The sequence below is a fragment of the Onishia taeanensis genome, assembly GCF_900100755.1.
Classification (GTDB): Bacteria; Pseudomonadota; Gammaproteobacteria; order Pseudomonadales; family Halomonadaceae; genus Onishia; species Onishia taeanensis.
In genome coordinates this window covers 22659-39869 of sequence record NZ_FNCI01000016.1, presented here as the reverse complement: position 1 = coordinate 39869, position 17211 = coordinate 22659, and the positions used below count along the sequence as shown (strand labels likewise).

At 62.3% G+C, this 17211-nt stretch carries 16 protein-coding genes; 11 read left to right on the top strand and 5 right to left on the bottom strand.

All coding sequences use genetic code 11. The features are described 5' to 3' along the window. The first annotated feature begins 28 nt into the window (after positions 1-28). Entirely contained in the window at positions 29-940 is a 912-nt protein-coding gene (locus tag BLR71_RS15260; protein ID WP_092528342.1) for a LysR family transcriptional regulator ArgP, read from the top strand. 89 nt (positions 941-1029) lie between these two features. Here BLR71_RS15260 and BLR71_RS15255 read toward each other — a convergent pair whose 3' ends face one another. The 4 genes from BLR71_RS15255 to BLR71_RS15240 form a co-directional block, all read right to left on the bottom strand. Beyond that, positions 1030-2103, bottom strand: coding sequence for a DUF2955 domain-containing protein (locus BLR71_RS15255; RefSeq protein ID WP_092528340.1), 1074 nt, complete (start codon positions 2101-2103; stop codon positions 1030-1032). A gap of 8 nt (positions 2104-2111) precedes the next feature. Then, positions 2112-3176, bottom strand: a complete 1065-nt coding sequence (locus tag BLR71_RS15250) for an HlyD family secretion protein (RefSeq protein ID WP_092528338.1) — start codon at positions 3174-3176, stop codon at positions 2112-2114. Beyond that, on the bottom strand, positions 3173-3679 hold the full coding sequence (locus BLR71_RS15245) for a MarR family transcriptional regulator (protein ID WP_092528336.1): 507 nt from the start codon (positions 3677-3679) through the stop codon (positions 3173-3175). Before BLR71_RS15245 ends, BLR71_RS15250 begins: the two co-directional genes overlap by 4 nt. Before the next feature lie 237 nt (positions 3680-3916). Further along, complete coding sequence (locus tag BLR71_RS15240; RefSeq protein WP_092528334.1) at positions 3917-4243, bottom strand: MTH1187 family thiamine-binding protein; 327 nt, start codon at positions 4241-4243, stop codon at positions 3917-3919. A 229-nt stretch (positions 4244-4472) separates the two neighbouring features. Here BLR71_RS15240 and cfa point away from each other — a divergent pair, with 229 nt between their 5' ends. The 8 genes from cfa (at position 4473) to BLR71_RS15200 (ending at position 13995) form a co-directional block, all read left to right on the top strand. Next, positions 4473-5624 carry a cyclopropane fatty acyl phospholipid synthase gene (gene cfa, locus BLR71_RS15235; protein ID WP_092528332.1) on the top strand — a complete coding sequence of 384 codons (1152 nt, stop codon included), beginning with the start codon at positions 4473-4475 and terminating at the stop codon, positions 5622-5624. A gap of 377 nt (positions 5625-6001) precedes the next feature. Further along, the gene (locus BLR71_RS15230) at positions 6002-6916 is read left to right on the top strand and encodes a GGDEF domain-containing protein (protein WP_092528330.1); all 915 of its coding nucleotides are present in this window, start codon (positions 6002-6004) and stop codon (positions 6914-6916) included. A gap of 123 nt (positions 6917-7039) precedes the next feature. Then, complete coding sequence (locus tag BLR71_RS15225; RefSeq protein ID WP_092528328.1) at positions 7040-9016, top strand: RecQ family ATP-dependent DNA helicase; 1977 nt, start codon at positions 7040-7042, stop codon at positions 9014-9016. Between the two features lie 122 nt (positions 9017-9138). Beyond that, positions 9139-9558, top strand: a complete 420-nt coding sequence (gene rbsD, locus BLR71_RS15220) for a D-ribose pyranase (RefSeq protein ID WP_092528326.1) — start codon at positions 9139-9141, stop codon at positions 9556-9558. Beyond that, a complete protein-coding gene (locus BLR71_RS15215) occupies positions 9555-11081 on the top strand; it encodes a sugar ABC transporter ATP-binding protein (RefSeq protein WP_245696518.1) in 1527 nt (508 codons plus the stop codon). Before rbsD ends, BLR71_RS15215 begins: the two co-directional genes overlap by 4 nt. Next, positions 11078-12040, top strand: a complete 963-nt coding sequence (rbsC, locus tag BLR71_RS15210) for a ribose ABC transporter permease (protein WP_092528324.1) — start codon at positions 11078-11080, stop codon at positions 12038-12040. Before BLR71_RS15215 ends, rbsC begins: the two co-directional genes overlap by 4 nt. Positions 12041-12096: 56 nt before the next feature. Next, the gene (rbsB, locus tag BLR71_RS15205; protein ID WP_092528322.1) at positions 12097-12978 is read left to right on the top strand and encodes a ribose ABC transporter substrate-binding protein RbsB; all 882 of its coding nucleotides are present in this window, start codon (positions 12097-12099) and stop codon (positions 12976-12978) included. A 9-nt stretch (positions 12979-12987) separates the two neighbouring features. Next, entirely contained in the window at positions 12988-13995 is a 1008-nt protein-coding gene (locus BLR71_RS15200) for a LacI family DNA-binding transcriptional regulator (RefSeq protein WP_092528320.1), read from the top strand. A gap of 8 nt (positions 13996-14003) precedes the next feature. On the opposite strand, the gene BLR71_RS15195 is transcribed toward BLR71_RS15200, so the two are convergent. Continuing rightward, the gene (locus BLR71_RS15195) at positions 14004-15566 is read right to left on the bottom strand and encodes a sigma-54-dependent transcriptional regulator (RefSeq protein WP_092528404.1); all 1563 of its coding nucleotides are present in this window, start codon (positions 15564-15566) and stop codon (positions 14004-14006) included. Positions 15567-15926: 360 nt separating this feature from the next. Between BLR71_RS15195 and phhA the strand changes: the two genes are divergently transcribed. Next, positions 15927-16751: a phenylalanine 4-monooxygenase gene (gene phhA / locus BLR71_RS15190; RefSeq protein WP_092528318.1), complete on the top strand. Its 825-nt coding sequence runs from the start codon at positions 15927-15929 to the stop codon at positions 16749-16751. Between the two features lie 120 nt (positions 16752-16871). After that, positions 16872-17210 (top strand): 4a-hydroxytetrahydrobiopterin dehydratase, encoded by a 339-nt coding sequence (locus tag BLR71_RS15185; RefSeq protein ID WP_092528316.1) that lies wholly within the window; start codon positions 16872-16874, stop codon positions 17208-17210. Position 17211 lies beyond the last annotated feature (1 nt).

Sequence of the window (17211 nt, the reverse complement as noted above, 5' to 3'; positions counted from 1 at the left end):
TTGGCAGAATGGGGAATTAATCACACTGATGCTCGACTACAAACTTCTCGAGGCACTGGCTGCCGTCGTTGACCAGTCCGGCTTCGAGCGGGGGGCCCGACACCTGGGGCTGACGCAATCTGCTGTCTCGCAGCGCATCAAGCTGCTCGAGGCGCGGCTGGGACAGCCAGTGCTGGTGCGCAGCCCTAAGCTCGCACCGACACCACTGGGGCGTCGGCTACTCAATCACGTGCTGCAGGTGGGCCTGCTCGAACACGACCTGCTCGATCAGGTTCCGGCGCTCGGCGACAGCGAGCAGCGCCTGCGGCTGGCCATCAACGCCGACAGTATCGCCACCTGGTGGCCACCGGCCGTGGGGCAGTTCTGCACTGAGCAGCGCGTGTTGATGGACCTGGTGGTGGAAGACCAGGATGTGGCCTTGAAACGCATGCGCGATGGCGAAGTGGCTGGCTGCATCTGCACGACGCCCCGCCCGGTCCAGGGGGCGCGCGCTCACGCCCTGGGCAGCATGCGCTATCGCGCCCTAGCGAGCCCCGCCTATGTGGCCAGACACTTCCCCGAGGGCGTCACGCACCAGCGACTGGCGACTGCGCCCGCCATCGTTTATGGCCCGGACGATGGCCTGCAGCACCGTTATTTGGCCATGCGCGAGTACCACGCGCCCTTTCCCCACCACCTTTGCCCCTCATCGGAAGGCTTCGTGCGCCTCGCGCTGGCCGGCATGGGCTATGGATTGATTCCGGAACGCCAAGCGGCGCGGGAACTGGCTGAAGGCTGGCTTCAGGACCTTGACCCTAAAAGCCATATCGATGTGCCTCTTTACTGGCACCACTGGCGCCACGGCGGGCAGATACTGACGGCCCTGACCGACCACCTGCTGACCATCAGCAGCCATTGGCTGGCACCAATGCACGAAAACCCCGAGCCGGGCTCTGCCTGATCAAGCGCCAGTGCGCGGCACTCTTCACGCTTGACTGCCTCGCCTGCCACCTTTCCCCTCACTGGCTAGCCACATTCTCATGCTCGCGTTCAACCAAGAGGCTGAAGACGCGTCGCGGCGAAGCGGTCGAGCAGGTGGTGCATCACGTAAACAGCCATCAGCGTCAAGATCACCGCCGTCGCCACCGAGCTGAAACGGTATAGCGCGTCGTAGACAAGATCCTGCTGAGGAGTGAGGTATTGACCGAAGAGAATCGCCATCGTGGTCAGCCCGCCGAAACCGGTCGCCGGCCTGCCACCCTCCAGAAGATGGTAGCGGGCAAAGATCAGACAGCCGAGCCATAGCCCGAATGCCGCGAAGGGCAGCACATTGTAGTGGCCAAGCAACGTCACCTGAATCAAGAGCCCCGCATTGCAGCCAAGCAGGGTTCCCACGGCCCGGTGCTTGCCGGCCATGCCGGCCCCCCGCCAGTTGAGGGGGAACAACACTAGAATCGAGGCCACCTGGGCCGACAGTGAATCCTTGAGGTCAAAAACTTGAAAGACCACAAACGACAGGGTCGCTACCGTGGTTGCCAGGATGACCTCATGGCGCTGATTGCTGAGCGGCTTGACCGGGCGCTTTGGCGGCGTGCGAGGTGTCACATCGGGAAAGATGACATGCATCAGCATGGCGATGCCCACCGTGATGATGGAGCCCACGCTGTTGCTGGTCACGATGTCGAAGACATCGGTCTGCGGGTAGCTGACGAAATTCAGCTGCACCGACAGGCTGACGACGCACTGGGCGCCGAACAAGAACAGATGGCCCTGGGTCATGCAGCGAAACAGCCAAGCGTAGATCCCCATGACCAATAGCGTCATCGGCACCGGTTTGTCGCCAAAGCCCCCAGCAACGACTAGCGTGATAACGCTGACCACCAGCATGCTGGCCAGGAACTGGCGAATCACGTGAGCGCTTAGCACCGGCACCAGCCCCAGCAACAGCACCGGGTAAACGGCGAAGAAGGTGCCGTAATTCCAGTTCATCACCTTGCAGACCAGAAACCCCAGCAGCACACCACAGGCAATCCGCAGGATCTGGCGCAGGTCATTGCGGGTCAGCCGCGAAGGCGCGGCGCCGGCGTCCGGGTCAGTGGAGGCCGGTGAGTCATGTCGCTGCATGAACGACCTCAATAGATGAAGTGAATCAGGCTGACCAAGCGGGCCTGCAGCGCGCCCAGCACGGCGGCCAGTCCGCCGACCGGATGCAGTTGCACCGAGGCGCGGGCGCCGGTCGGTAGCGTCGCCAGCACATCGGGGGCCTCTTCAAGCTCGAGATGCAGCCGCTGGCGCTGTGCATCACGCACCCAGCGATCGGAGCTCTTGGGGTCGGCCAGGCTGCCATCGGCCTGCAACTGGCCATCCTTGACGCCCGCATCGCGCCCGATCACGCGAGCATCGAACACTCGCCCAGGGTAGGCATCGAAGATCACACTGGCCGCATCGCCCTGCTGTAACGAGCGCAGCGTCTTTTCACGAAAATCGGCAATGATGTCCGCATCATCGCTGACCAGCGCCAGCATCGGACTGCCGGCTTTGGCGTAGTCACCGACACTGACCTGAAGGTTGGAGACCGTGCCGCTGGTGTCTGCCTGAACCCCCGCGTACTTGAGGTCGAGACGCGCCTTGGCCAGGGCGTTACGCGCCTGGCGAAGACGGAGATTGTCGTCGTTCTGCCCGCCGCGCTCAGCCTGCAAGGCGTCGATCTCGGCCTGTGCGGCCTGCACCTGCGCCCGAGCCGCCTGAGCGTTGGCGCGAATCTGATCGTAGTCCTGTTGAGAAATGCTGTGCTGTGCGATCAGACGCTCGGCGCGCGTCATTTCCTGTTCAAGCTCCTCGGCATCGGCACGATTGGCCGCCAGCGTCGCCCTGGCCGCCGCAATCGAGGCATCGAGCTGGGCGTTTTCGCGCCGCGCCTCTTCGAGTGCCAGCTCGGCGTCCTCGACCGCCAGCCGATAAGGCCTGCGGTCGAGAGTAAACAGTGACTCACCGGCCTCGACATGTTGATTGTTGGCAACACCCACCGTGGCGACACGTCCATCGACCTGGGGAGCGACCCGCACCACCGGATGCATGACCCGCGCCTGGGGAGTCATCGGCATCCATAGGTCGGCCGCCAGGAAATAGGCAAAACACAGCGCGAAAACGATCAGTGCGACCTTTACCAGGCGGGCAAAATGCTGATCCGGCGTCATTGCGATCGCTCCTCAGGCTCATTCGGCCGGATCAACTGACGAGCATTGGACTCGATGATGCCAAGACTATCGGCCAAGGCATTCAGACGCTCGTCGCTGAGCCCCCGGTAGAGATGCTGGCGCACCGACTCGATACGCGCTTCGAGTTCTCTGAGGCAATCTATTCCGGCCGGCGTGAACCAAAGGCTGCGAGCTCGACGATCACCATCCACACTACGTCGCTCGATCAATCGCTGGGCTTCCAACTGGCTCAAGGTGCGGGAAAGAGACGGCATTTCGATGCACAGATCGGCCGCCAAGGCCCCCTGGGTACAGCCCTCTCCTAGCTTCGAGAGATGGACCATGACGGTCCAGCGCGCCTCGGTAATCCCTAGCGGCGTGACCGCCTTGGTAATGGCCGTGCGCCATTGGCGATGAACGCGACCCAGCATTCCGCCAAGCGATGGCATCATCGGCTCATGCAGTGCAGTAGGAGAAAAAATGCGGTGATCAGATGTGGACATGGCAGCGGACTCCTGAGCATCAGCACCGCCGCTATTGCGGCAGCACCAAGCGAGTGAGCAGGAAAATATCCCGCTACTGTACCAAAACTTAGCGTGCAAACGAAATAGTTCGCACGCTTAGTCTTAGTCCAAGCCCGCATGCACACAGCGCCATGGGCAGCACTCGTACCTCTTACCTTGCTTGGCGGGAGGTCTTGTTATCGACGTAGCGAATCAACACACACCCAGCACCAACGCTCAGGCCAGGTCCTTACCCTGCCGTTCGGCGTCCAGTAATGCCTCGACGCTGCTCACCTTTTCCTGCATGTGCTGCTCACGGTCGATGCGTGTCCCCAGCTTCAGGGTCGTGGTAATGCGAGGCGCACCCAGCTCATGGACCACTTCGTGGCAGCGTTTGATCACCGCCATGACCTCATCCCAGCCACCTTCAATGTTGGTGCCATACGCATGCATGCTGTGCTCTAGTCCCGCGGCCTCGATTTCTCGCTGACAGGCTGCGATGTAAGGTGATACCGAAACACCGACGCCCAGTGGTACGACGCAAAGGTCAACGATCACGCGCATTGTGTGGCTCCTTGTCAGAATGAGAGTGTTGATTTTTAACCCGGTTTCCCCGCTACGCTGAACGAAGGTATTAGGCTTGGCCGCCGCTTATTGGCTATGTTTTATACATCAGGTTTTATACACCAGTGAGTTAAACCGCTTGGATGAACAACGGGTAGTGAAGGATCCGGGGCCGCGAGGTGGCAAGTAGGTCCAAACTGCCTCTTGTCTGATGGATCAGGAGACCGCCATGACCAGCGACCCGCGCATCGGAGCCATCTCCCTACCCGATACACGCGCCCGACGAGTCGTCGAACAACTACTAGAGGGCTCAGGCGTGGCCCTAAATGGCTTGGCTCCCTGGGACATGCAGATACTGCATCCCGACCTTTTCTCGCGCTTACTTCACCAGGGCACCCTGGGGCTTGGGGAAGCTTATATGGAGGGCTGGTGGGATTGCGAGCGTATCGACGAGATGATCCACCGCATGTTGCGTCATGGCCTTGGTGAGCGCGCTCACACGCCTACAGAACGCATGCTGTATCGCCTGCAGAACGGTCTGTTCAACCTGCAAAGCAAGGCGAGAGCCTATATCGTCGGCGAGGCCCATTACGACCTGGGTAACGACCTCTTCGAACGCATGCTCGACCCAACACTCTGCTATTCCTGCGGTTATTGGAGACAAGCCGACACACTTCACCAAGCCCAAGTCGCCAAACTGGACCTGGCCGCGCGCAAGTTGAATCTCGCCCCGGGCATGAAGGTGCTAGACATTGGCTGCGGCTGGGGCAGCTTCGCCGAACATGCGGCCCGCCATTACGGCGTGGAAGTGACCGGTATCACCATCTCCAAGGAGCAGGCCGAGCTGGCACGCCGCCGATGCCAGGACCTGCCGGTCACGATCCACCTCCAAGACTACCGTGAGTTGGAAGGGCAGTATGATCGCATCGTGTCGATTGGCATGTTCGAACATGTGGGGCATCGCAACTACAGAACCTACTTCGACACTGTCGCTCGCCTGCTGGTCCCGGACGGCCTCTTCCTGCTGCACACCATCGGCTCCAATAACTCAGAGATCAGCGCCGATCCATGGATCCATAAATACATTTTCCCCAACGGCGTTCTGCCTTCCGCCATGCACATCTCCCGTGCCAGCGAGAGTTATCTCTTGATGGAGGACTGGCAGAACTTTGGTGCCGACTATGACCGCACCCTGATGGCCTGGCTCACAAACTTCACTGCGCGCTGGCCCGAAATAGCCGATCGTTACAATGAAACCACTCGGCGCATGTTCCGTTACTACCTTTCAGCCTGTGCCGGCGCTTTCCGCGCCCGTGACCTTCAGCTGTGGCAGATCGTGTTTTCCATGGGGCGTGAGGGCCGATATGACGCCGCACGTTAACCGCTCGTCACGCCATGACCTTGGCGAGCGGAGCGTATAAAAAGAAGTAACCTGCTGAAAGCGGCAACGCTCAAGTCCTGAGTCCTTGGCTTAAGCTCATCAACTCTTGCGTCAGCCGATGCAGACATTCTTTGGCCTGCCCTTAGCCAGCCTTGAAAGCCCTTAGCGGCTAGGTACTACCTAGGTATTGCTACAATCTCTTACAAAAACCGTCATACCCGTAGTACAGTGCATCATTAATAAACAAAAGATAATATTTAACCTTCATGCCCATTGCCTCCACCGGACACACTGAAGGCAGCCAAGCACCCATACTTTCCTGGAGTACTCCATGCACTTCGTGGCGGCTACCACTGCACTAGCGAAGAGATAGTCTCATGGCGCTTGATGACACCTCACTGGATGGCACTCGGCATGACCTTGATCAACTCAAGGCCATGACCGAGTCCCTGCCCGGCATCGTATTCCAGTTCTATCGCAGCCATCATGGAAAAGCTTGCTTTCCCTACCTGGCCGGCGATAGCAAGATTTTTGGCGATTCGGCTCAACGCGAACTGCTGAGCGAAGATGCCAGCCACGCCTTCGACCATGTGCACCCTGACGACTTCCCGCGCCTGATGGTCGCCGTCGAGCGCTCGGCCCAGTCACTGATGCCCTTGGCGACGCAGTTTCGTCATTGCGAGCAGGAGGGCGAAGAATACTGGATCGCCGTGCGTGCCAAACCTGAGCGTTTGAATAGCGGCACGCTGTGGAATGGGCTGATGGTCAACATTACCGAGCAAATCGAGTACCAGGCGCATCTGCGCGAGCTCTCAGACACCGACGACCTCACCGGCCTACCCAATCGGCGCAAGCTGATGTGCCACCTGAAACGGGAAATCTCCGTCAGCAACCGGCATGGCACACCCCTGTCGCTGATGATGATCGACATCGATCACTTCAAGCACATCAATGATACTTGGGGGCACCTACAAGGCGACAAGGTGCTACGCCGCCTCGCCGAGCTGTGCCGCGGCCTGCTTAGAGAAGAGGACTGCCTGGCAAGGCTTGGCGGCGAGGAGTTTGCCGTACTGCTGCCGCTGACCCCGCTCTCACATTGTCAGAAACTGGCCGAACGCCTCCGCCATGAAATCGCCCGCCATGACTTCGGGCTACCCAATGGTGGCGTCACCATCAGCACCGGCATTACCGAGCATCGCGTTGGCGAGCTGCGCGACCAATTGCTCGAACGCGCCGACCGACGCCTTTATTCGGCCAAACGGCAAGGCCGCAACCTGGTGGTAGGCAACTGACACGGCGCGGATACCCTGCTTACCTGTATCCTGTGGCGCGACGTCTTCGATTACGACGTTTTCCGCCAACCGGCGCTCTCACCATCACGGTCAGCGCCATCAGGACCAGCCTCAGGAGCCCTCATGCCCCCGACACCCCAGCAGACCCTGCGCGACGTCTTTGGCTACGACGATTTCCGCCCCGGCCAGCGCGAGGTGGTCGAGGCCGTGAGCGAAGGGCGCAGTGCGGCGGCGATTTTCCCCACCGGCTCCGGTAAATCCTTGTGCTATCAGTTGCCGGCGCTAACCCTGCCCCATCTAACCCTGGTGGTGTCCCCGCTGCTGGCGCTGATGCAAGACCAGCTCGCCTTCCTGGCCCGCCACGGCATCGCGGCGGCCAGCATCGACTCGAGCCAAAGCCGCGAGGAATCGGCTCGGGTCATGGAAGGCGTTCAGCGCGGCGAGATCCGCATCCTGATGATCTCAGTTGAGCGGCTCAAGAACGAGCGGTTTCGCGCCTTCATTGGCCGGGTGCCCATTTCGCTGTTAGTCGTGGACGAGGCGCACTGCCTGTCGGAATGGGGCCACAACTTCCGCCCAGACTACCTGAAGCTGCCCGACTATCAGCGCCAGTTCGGCATTCCACAGGTGCTGCTGCTGACCGCCACGGCCACGCCTCGGGTGATACAGGATATGCGTACACGCTTCGCCATCGCCCAAGAGGACGTCACCACTACCGGTTTCTACCGACCCAACCTGGATCTCGCGGTAACGCCGGTGGCCGCCGATCAGCGCGCCCGCACCCTGGTCGATTGGCTGAGGCCTCGGCTCGCCGAGGAAGCCCCGCGCCCCACCATCGTCTATGTCACCCTGCAGCAAAGCGCCGAGCGGCTTACCGCCTATCTCACCAAGGCCGGCATCCAGGCAGCGGCCTACCATGCTGGCCTGCCCGCCGAGACCCGCGACCGGGTCCAGCAGGACTTCATGAGCGGGCAGGTCAACTGCATCGTCGCCACCATCGCCTTCGGCATGGGCATCGACAAGGCCGACATTCGCCAGGTGGTGCATTTCGACCTACCCAAGTCGGTCGAGAACTACAGTCAGGAAATCGGCCGCGCCGGACGCGACGGCAATACCTCCGAATGCCTGGTGCTGGGCGGGCGCGATACCTTGAACGTGCTCGAAAACTTCGTTTATGGCGACACTCCGGAGGCCGGCGGTATCCACCGGGTGATCGCTGAGGCCCTGGCAGCCCCCGGCGGCCAATGGGAGCTGATGCTCAATGCGCTGTCTCAGGACAGCAACATCCGCCCGCTGCCACTCAAGACGCTGTTGGTGCAGCTCGAGCTGCGCGGCATCATCGCCCCGCGCTTCGCCTACTTCGCCGACTACCGGCTCAAGTTTCCCAACGGCCCAGCGGCGCTAATCGAGCGCTTCAGCGGCGAGCGCCAGGCTTTTCTACAGGCCATCGTCGACTCAAGCACCGCGGCTCGCACCTGGCATACGCTGGACTTCGCGACCCTGGAGCGACTCGGGGCAGAGCGCGGCCTGGACACCCGTCGGGCGCGTGTGATCACGGCGCTGGATTACTGCCGCGACCAGGGCTGGCTGGAAGTCGAAAGCAAGCAGATGACCGAGGTCTACGAAGTCCTCGCGCCCCAGGCGGACGCCGAGGGCCTGACCGAGGAACTCAGCGCCTACTTCCAGGACAAGGAGCACAGCGAGATCCGCCGCATCCATGCCATGCTGGAGCTCTTCGAGAGCACAAGCTGCCTCAGCCATCGCCTGGCAGGCTACTTCGGCGACGACCGAGCGCCCGCGCACTGCGGCCATTGTTCGGTATGTCGCCAAGGCCCCGCCCAACTGCCGCCTGGTGCTCCGCTTCCTCCGCTGGAGCCGCACCAGGTCACTGCCTGGTGCACGCCTCTGCGCGAACGCTATCGCGAATTCTTTGATGCCGCGCCTTCCTCCGCGCTGCTGACGCGCTTTCTGTGTGGCCTGACGTTACCGGTGTTCACTCGCCTCAAGGCGCGCAGACTGGAAGGTTTCGCGGCGCTGGAAGCCTATCCGTTCGCCGACGTGAAGGCATTTCTGGACGCCCTGCCGGCCGCCACGCCGTGACATACGCCTCTCAAAACGCCCAATAGGTCAAGCGGACCCGGCTTAGACGTTTGGCTCATCGGTAGCGCAAACGTTTGCGCGTTACACTGTAGGTCTGAACTCCTAGCTACAGCGTGAATTCCGTGAAACGTCATGGCCTGCTCAACGCCCCGCTCAATGCCCTTATCGCCGAGCTCGGGCATACCGACACCCTGGTGATTGCCGACGCGGGGCTACCGATCCCACCAGACGTTCCCCGCATCGACCTGGCGGTGACACCGGGCCTGCCCGGTTTCTTGCCGGTGCTCGATGCCCTGCTCGATGAGCTATGCGTCGAGCGCGTGACCCTCGCCAATGAGATCACCGCGCACAGCCCGGCACTCCATGCCGATATCCAGCATCGCATGACCAAGCTCGAAGCGCGAGACAGTCATCAGGTCCAGGCGACCTATGTCCCCCACGAGACTTTCAAACAGTCGCTGCATAAGGCCAAGGCGGTGATTCGCACCGGTGAGTGCACGCCCTACGCCAACATTGCCCTGCACAGCGGGGTGCCGTTTTGAGTAGCGAGACGCGCCAGACGCTGATGGAGCTGAAAGGCATTGAAAAGCGCTTTTCAGGCGTCACCGTGCTGGAAGGGGTCGACCTTGCCCTGTATCCCGGCTGCGTCCAGGCCCTGGCCGGCGAGAACGGCGCCGGCAAGTCGACGCTGATGAAGGTGCTCAGCGGTGTCCATCAGGCCGATGCAGGAGATATCTGGCTGCGCGGCAGCAAAGTCCGTTTCACGACACCCCGACAGGCCATGGACGCCGGCATCGCCATTATTCATCAGGAGCTCAACCTGGTCGGCGGCCTCTCGGCCGGCGAGAACATCTTCCTTGGCCGTGAACCGCGCACTCGTCTGGGGACCATCGACTGGGGGCGGCTCTATCGTCAGGCCGGCGAGCTGCTGAGTCGCCTCAAGCAGCATATCGATCCGCGCACGCCAGTTGCCGGTCTCAGCATCGGCCAGCAGCAGATGGTGGAGATCGCCCGCGCCCTGTCGCTGGACGCCGAAATCATCATCATGGACGAGCCCACCGATGCCCTGACCGATATCGAGACCGATATCCTCGAGCAGGTGGTCGCCGCACTGCGCGAGGAAGGCAGGTCGCTGGTGATGATCACCCACCGTCTGCCCGAAATCTTCCGCATGTGCGATAGCGTCGCGGTGCTGCGCGACGGCCACCTGGTGCATGACGGGCCGACCGCGGCACTCAGCGAAAACGACCTGATCCGCAAGATGGTGGGGCGTGAGCTCGCCGACCGTTATCCCTATGAGCCGCCGACGCTCGGTGAGGAGATGATCAACGTCGACCGATTGTCGGCGCCCGGCGTATTCGATGTGTCCTTCTCGGCCCGGGCCGGTGAAGTGCTGGGGTTCGGCGGCCTGATGGGGGCCGGCCGCACGGAGATGGCTCAGGCCATTTGCGGCGATGTGCCCATCAAGGGCGGCGAAGTCCGCATTCGGCAAGCGCCGGTGCACTTCGCCTCGCCCCAGGAAGCGCTGCGCGCAGGCCTGGTCTATGTGCCCGAGGACCGCAAACAGGCGGGGCTGCTGCTCGAGCACTCGGTGACCGACAACATGTCGCTCGCCGCCCTACCCGCGTTTTGTGGCCCGCTTGGCTTGATCAACGCCGGACGTGAACGCGCCGCTGTGGCGCACTATATCGACGCCTTTCGCATCAAGCTGCGGGACATGCACCAGTCCATCGACACCCTCTCAGGTGGCAATCAGCAAAAGGTGTCCCTGGCCAAGGCGCTGATGACCCAACCCGACATCGTGATTCTCGACGAGCCCACCCGCGGCGTCGATGTCGGTGCCAAGCGCGAGATCTATCTGCTGATCAATGAGCTCAAACGCCAGGGCAAGTGCGTACTGCTGATCTCCTCAGAAATGCCCGAACTGCTGGGGCTTTCTGACCGTATCATGGTGCTCGCCAATGGCCGCATCAGCGGCGAATTCACCCGCGAAGACGCCACTCAGGAAACCATCATGACCGCCGCTGCCCACAGCGAAGCAGCCACGGAGACCGTCACCCCATGAGTACCCTCACCATGAACAAGGCCGCAACCCGGCTGTTGATCGACAACAAGGCCTTCCTGGCGCTTGCGCTACTGGTCATCGTCAGTGCCGCCCTGAGCGACAACTTCCTGACCGTCGACAACATCCTCAACGTGCTGCGTCAGTCGAGCATCAACGCCATCATCGCCATGGGCGTGACCTTCGTCATCCTGACCGCCGGCATCGACCTGTCGGTGGGCGCCGTGCTCGCCCTGACCGGCGCCTTCGCCGGCGCCATGACGGCCTCGGGCCTGACCCCCTGGGTGGGCGTGCCTGGCACTATCGCCGCCGGCGCCTGCCTTGGCGCCATTTCCGGAGCCTTCGTGGCCTTCGGACGCATCCAGGCCTTCATCGTCACGCTAGTGGCCATGACCATACTGCGTGGGGCGGCACTGGTCTTCACCGATGGACGGCCGATCTCCATCGGCACCACCCCAGCCGCCGACCTGTTCTGGCAGCTCGGCGGCGGCTACTGGCTGGGCGTGCCCATTCCCATCTATTTGATGTTCTTCGTCTTCGTACTGTGCTGGGGCGTGCTGCATCACACCCGTTTCGGCCGGCATGTCTATGCCGTGGGCGGTGGCGAGAAAGTGGCGCGCCTATCCGGCATCAACGTCGCCCGCATCAAGATCAGCGTCTATGCGATCTCCGGGGCCTGCGCGGCGCTGGCAAGCGTGGTGCTGACCGCCCGCCTGGGGTCTGCCCAACCCACCGCCGGCACCGGCTATGAGCTCGACGCCATCGCCGCAGTGGTAATCGGGGGCACCAGCCTGATGGGGGGGCGTGGGCGCATCTTCGGCACCCTGGTCGGGGCGCTGGTCATCGGTGTGCTCAACAACGCGCTCAATATCATGGGCGTGTCATCGTATTTCCAGATGATCGCCAAGGGCGCGGTCATCCTCTTGGCCGTGCTGCTCGACAGCCGGTCGAACTCGTCGTGACACGCCAGCACGACACTCACGCTGCATATGCATAACAAGACCTTAGGAGCCAGACCATGAAGAAACTGCTACTCGCCTCCGCCGTCGCCGCTGGTATCGGTCTCAGCGGCAATGCCATGGCCGATCGCATTGCCCTGGTGGTATCGACGTTGAATAATCCCTTCTTCGTGACCATGCAGGAAGGCGCTGAACAGCGGGCCGAAGCCCTGGGTCACGAGCTGATCGTGCTGGATTCCGGCAATGATGCTGCCCGGGAGCTCTCCAACGTCGAGGACGCCTTGTCTCGCGACATCGACCTGCTGCTGATGAACCCGACTGACTCAGATGCCGCTGTCTCCAGCGTGCGCTCCGCCAATGCCCGCAACGTGCCGGTGATCACCCTGGACCGCAGCGCCAACGGGGGACGCGTGGCCTCACACATCGCGTCCGACAACGTGGCCGGCGGCCAGCTTGCCGGCGGCTTTATCGCCGACCAGTTGGGCGGCGAGGGCCAGGTCGTCCAGCTAGAAGGCGTGCCGGGTGCCTCGGCCACCCGCGATCGCGGCGAAGGCTTCATGGCGTCCATCGAAGCCGCACCTGGCCTCGAACTGGTGGCCTCTCAGCCGGCCAACTTCAATCGCACCGAAGGCCTCAACGTGATGGAAAACCTGCTTCAGGCCCATCCGGACATCCAGGCGGTGTTTGCCCAGAATGACGAAATGGCACTCGGCGCTCAGCGTGCCCTGCAGGCCAGCGGCAAGGACGACGTCATCCTGGTCGGCTTCGATGGTACCGATGCCGGTGTGCAGGCGGTAAAAGACGGCCTCATGGATGCCACCATCGCTCAGCGCCCCGCGCTGATCGGGGCGCTTGGCATCAACACCGCCGACGCCCTGCTCAAGGGGGAAAGCGTCGAGGCCAATATCCCGGTGCCGCTCAAGCTGATCACCCAGGAATAAGCGGAGTACATGGCTCGACTGAAGGACGTGGCAAAGCTGGCGGGGGTGTCGATCACCACCGTCTCCCACGTGGTCAACCAGAGCCGCGCCGTTGCACCCGCGACCCGCCAGCGGGTGCAACGGGCCATCGCGGAGCTCGGCTATCGCCCGGATACCATTGCGCGCTCGCTGCAATCCAGGCGTAGTCGCACCATCGGCATGATCGTGACCAGTGCCGACAATCCTTTCTTCTCGGCGCTCATTCGCGGCGTCGAGGACCACTGTTTCGACTGCGGCTACAGCCTGATGCTGTGCAATGCCGACGACGTCGACGACAAGCAGGTGGCCTACCTCCGGACCCTTCTGGAGCGCCGTATCGACGGGCTGATCGTGATGACCTCACGCAACGGCCCCGGCTTTCTCGAGGCTCTGCACCTGCAGACCCTGCCCACGGTCATGCTGGATGCGGCCACGGCCCCGCGCCCGGATATCGCCGTGGTCAACGATGATTCCCGCCTGGGCGCACGGCTCGCCATCGAGCATCTGCTCGCCCAAGGCCTCGAAGATATCGCCCTGCTCACCGGCCCCGCCAACCACCCGCGATCCCAAGAGCGCCTAGGCGGCGCGCTGGGCGCCTGCGAGGATGCAGGCCTTGCCTTGCCGACCGGGCGCATCATTGCCACCAACCTGCTGGCCGATGGCGGCCATGCCGCCATGCGCGAGCTGCTTGAAAAGGGTCAGCCACCCCAGGCGGTGTTCGCCTTCAACGACCTAGTCGCCATCGGCGCCATTCGCGCCGCCCACGAGGCGGGCCTCAGCGTGCCGGACAAGCTGTCCGTGATCGGCTACGACGACATCGACGTCGGGCGCTATACCTGCCCCGCCCTGACCACGATTCATCAGCCCATCTACGAGCTGGGCGCCACCGCGATCGCCCAGCTTATCGACCGGCTGGAGCACCAACGGCCCTTCGCGCCGTTAACCGCCCTGCCGCCGCGGCTGGTGCTACGCGAATCGGTCAGGCAACGCGAGGGCTGATCGGTCGCTCATTCGGCCTCATCGCCAATCCCATGACGCTTGAGCTTGTTGGCGATGGTGGTGTGCGAGACTCCCAGCCGTCGCGCCAACTGGCGGCTCGAGGGATGCTCAGGATAGAGGGCGGCAAGCACACGCTTCTCGACGTCGCCCATGATCTCGCCAAGCGACCCCTCCAGATCCACCCCGGTGAGCCCTGGCCCTTGGCCCACTTCAGGCAGGCGCAGGTGCGCGGGGTCGATGGTGCTGCCTTCACATAGCGACACGGCCTGGAAGAGCACGTTCTCGAGCTGACGCACGTTGCCTGGCCAGTGATAGCTAGAAAGCCTCGTCAACGCCGCCGGTGAGAGTTCGGGTAGCGGGCAGCCGATCTGGCGTGCGGCGCGGTCGAGAAAGTGCGCGGCCAGTTCCTCAATGCCGTCGAGACAATCGCGCAGTGGCGGCACCTGAACCGAGAGCACATTGAGACGATGGTAAAGATCCTGGCGAAAGCGTCCCTCGGCGCAGAGGCTCGGCAGGTCCTGTTGGGTGGCGCATATCACCCGCACGTCGAGATAGGTTTCCTCGTCGCTGCCGACCCGGCGAAAGCCGCCGTCCTGCAGGAAGCGCAGCAGTTTGACCTGCAGCCGCGGGCTCATCTCGCCCACTTCATCGAGAAAGATCGTGCCGCCAGCAGTCAGCTCCAGTAACCCCAGCTTCCCCTCCGGCCGCGCGCCCTCAAAGGCGCCCGAAGCATAGCCGAACAGCTCGGTCTCGGCCATCGACTCCGGAAGCCCCGCGCAGTTCAGCGCCATGAAGGGTGCCTGGCCTCGCGCGCTGGCCAGGTGGCAGGCCCGGGCCAGCAGCTCCTTGCCGGTGCCGGTCTCGCCCTCGATCAGCAGCGGCGCGTCCAGTGGAGCCATGCGCCGGGCCTCGCGGATCAGGGTGGCAAGTCGTGGGCTCGACTGGAAGATTGCCTCGAAGCCGCGCAGCTCTTGGCGCTGGACCTGATAGATGCGCTCGCCGATGCGATCCGCCCGGTGCAGGGTCACCACCGCCCCGGCCAGTGACGCCACGTCGTCGTGACGCTCCCGGTGTAGCGGCGCGATGTCGGCCAGATAGGTGGCGCCCTTGAGCTTGAGACGCAGGCCATTGACCCGAGCATTGTTGCGCCGAATCAGATCGGGAAGATCTAGGTCGGGCAGGTAACGATCCAGCGACAGGCCCGGCACCTCGTCGACTCGCACCCCGAGCATCTGGCCGGCGGCCCGATTGGCGGCCACGACTCGCCCCTCCATATCGATCGACATCACCGGCTCGGAGAGCGATGAGAGCAGCGCATCCAGCTCCAGATGACGCCGCTCGCTAGGCATCAGGCTGACGCGCTTGACGCCGAAGACCCCGGGTATGGTCTCAAGCGTCGGCTTGAGGGACGCCAACTGAGCGTTGAGCAGCTGCGGCAGGTGCAGATAGATGGTATTGCCATGATCACCCCCGACTTCGCCATGGGCCACGTTGACGCCGTAATCGGCGAAGTGGGCGACGATGTCCCTGAGGATGCCGATCCGGTTCTGGCAATGAAATTTAAGGCGCATGGCGGTATCTCGGTATGAATCCCTGATCAAGGTAGCGGCGTCCTGGTGGCGCGACATGACGTCACCGGGCCACGTGGGCGTCAAGACGGCGTGACTGATCTGTAAAGCTAACGTGACACCTACCCCGTCTCAAGACCATGAACCAGCAGCAGCGACGATTTCATGACGCCTCAAGCACTCAATCGTAAACTTTTCTTTACGATTTTAGGCTCCGCCAGGTGATCAAGCGCCATAAAAGCGACGTCTCTTCAATCCCGGCTCTCATAGACTGAGAGGAGAAATAAGCACAAGGCACTACCGCGCCTTTCGCGACGGCCCGAAACGATCAATAACAAAAGCACGCCAACCGGAGACTGCTGTATGGCTACGCAGACCCAACCGATCGCCGCCAAGACGAGCCAGTATCAGGCGCGAATGCCCGATGCCCAAGGCCACATCGCCTACAGTGACCAGGAGCACGCCACCTGGCAGACCCTGATGCAGCGCCAGCTGCCGATCCTTGAGAACCGGGTCTGTCAGGAGTACCTCGACGGCATGGAACGCCTGGCCCTACCCGAGACCCGAATCCCCCAGCTCGCCGAAATCGACCGGGTGCTCGAGGCCACCACCGGGTGGCAAACCGCCCAGGTGCCAGCGCTCATTCCGTTCGATACCTTCTTCGAGCTGCTCGCCCATCGCCGCTTCCCGGTCGCCACCTTCATCCGCACGCCGGAGGAGCTGGATTACCTTCAAGAACCGGATATCTTCCACGAGATCTTCGGCCACTGCCCGATGCTGACCAATCCGGCCTTCGCCGACTTCACTGCCACCTACGGCAAACTCGGCCTGGCGGCCAGTCCCAAGGAGCGGGTCTACCTGGCGCGACTTTACTGGATGACGGTGGAATTCGGCCTAGTCGATACCCCGCAGGGGCGACGCATCTACGGCGGTGGCATCATTTCCTCGCCCAAGGAGACCGTCCACGCCCTGTCCGAGACGCCGGAACATCATGCCTTCGATGCCCTGGAGGCGCTGCGCACGCCCTACCGTATCGACATCCTGCAGCCGCTCTATTATGTGCTTGACGATCTCGAGACCCTGCACGACCTTTCTCAGCAGGACATCATGGCACTGGTGCATCGCGCCATGGCGCTGGGCCTGCATGAGCCCAAGTTTCCGCCCAAGCCCAAAGTCGTTGGTGCCTGATCATTGCCAGTCCGATGCTTGAAATTGAGCTTGAGCTTGAGCTTGAAAGAGACTGGCCGATTCGATGCCATTCTGACGCCTCCATCCACCCATTATTATCCAACCCCTGAGGATTTCCCCATGAGCGATCTATCCAAACAGCAGTGTGAAGCCTGTAGCTGGGATGCGCCCCACGTCACCGACAGCGAAATCGAGACGCTTGGCCAGCAGATTCCCGAGTGGCAGATCATCGACCGCGATGGCATCATGCAATTGGAACGTGTCTTCAAGTTCCGCAATTTCAAGCAGGCCCTCGCCTTTACCAATCGGGTCGGCGATATTGCCGAGGAAGCCGGTCACCATCCCGCGCTTCTTACCGAATGGGGCAAGGTCACTGTGACTTGGTGGTCACATGAAATGAAGGGCCTGCACAAGAACGATTTCATCCTAGCCGCCAGAACCGACGAGGTTGCAGCCTAAA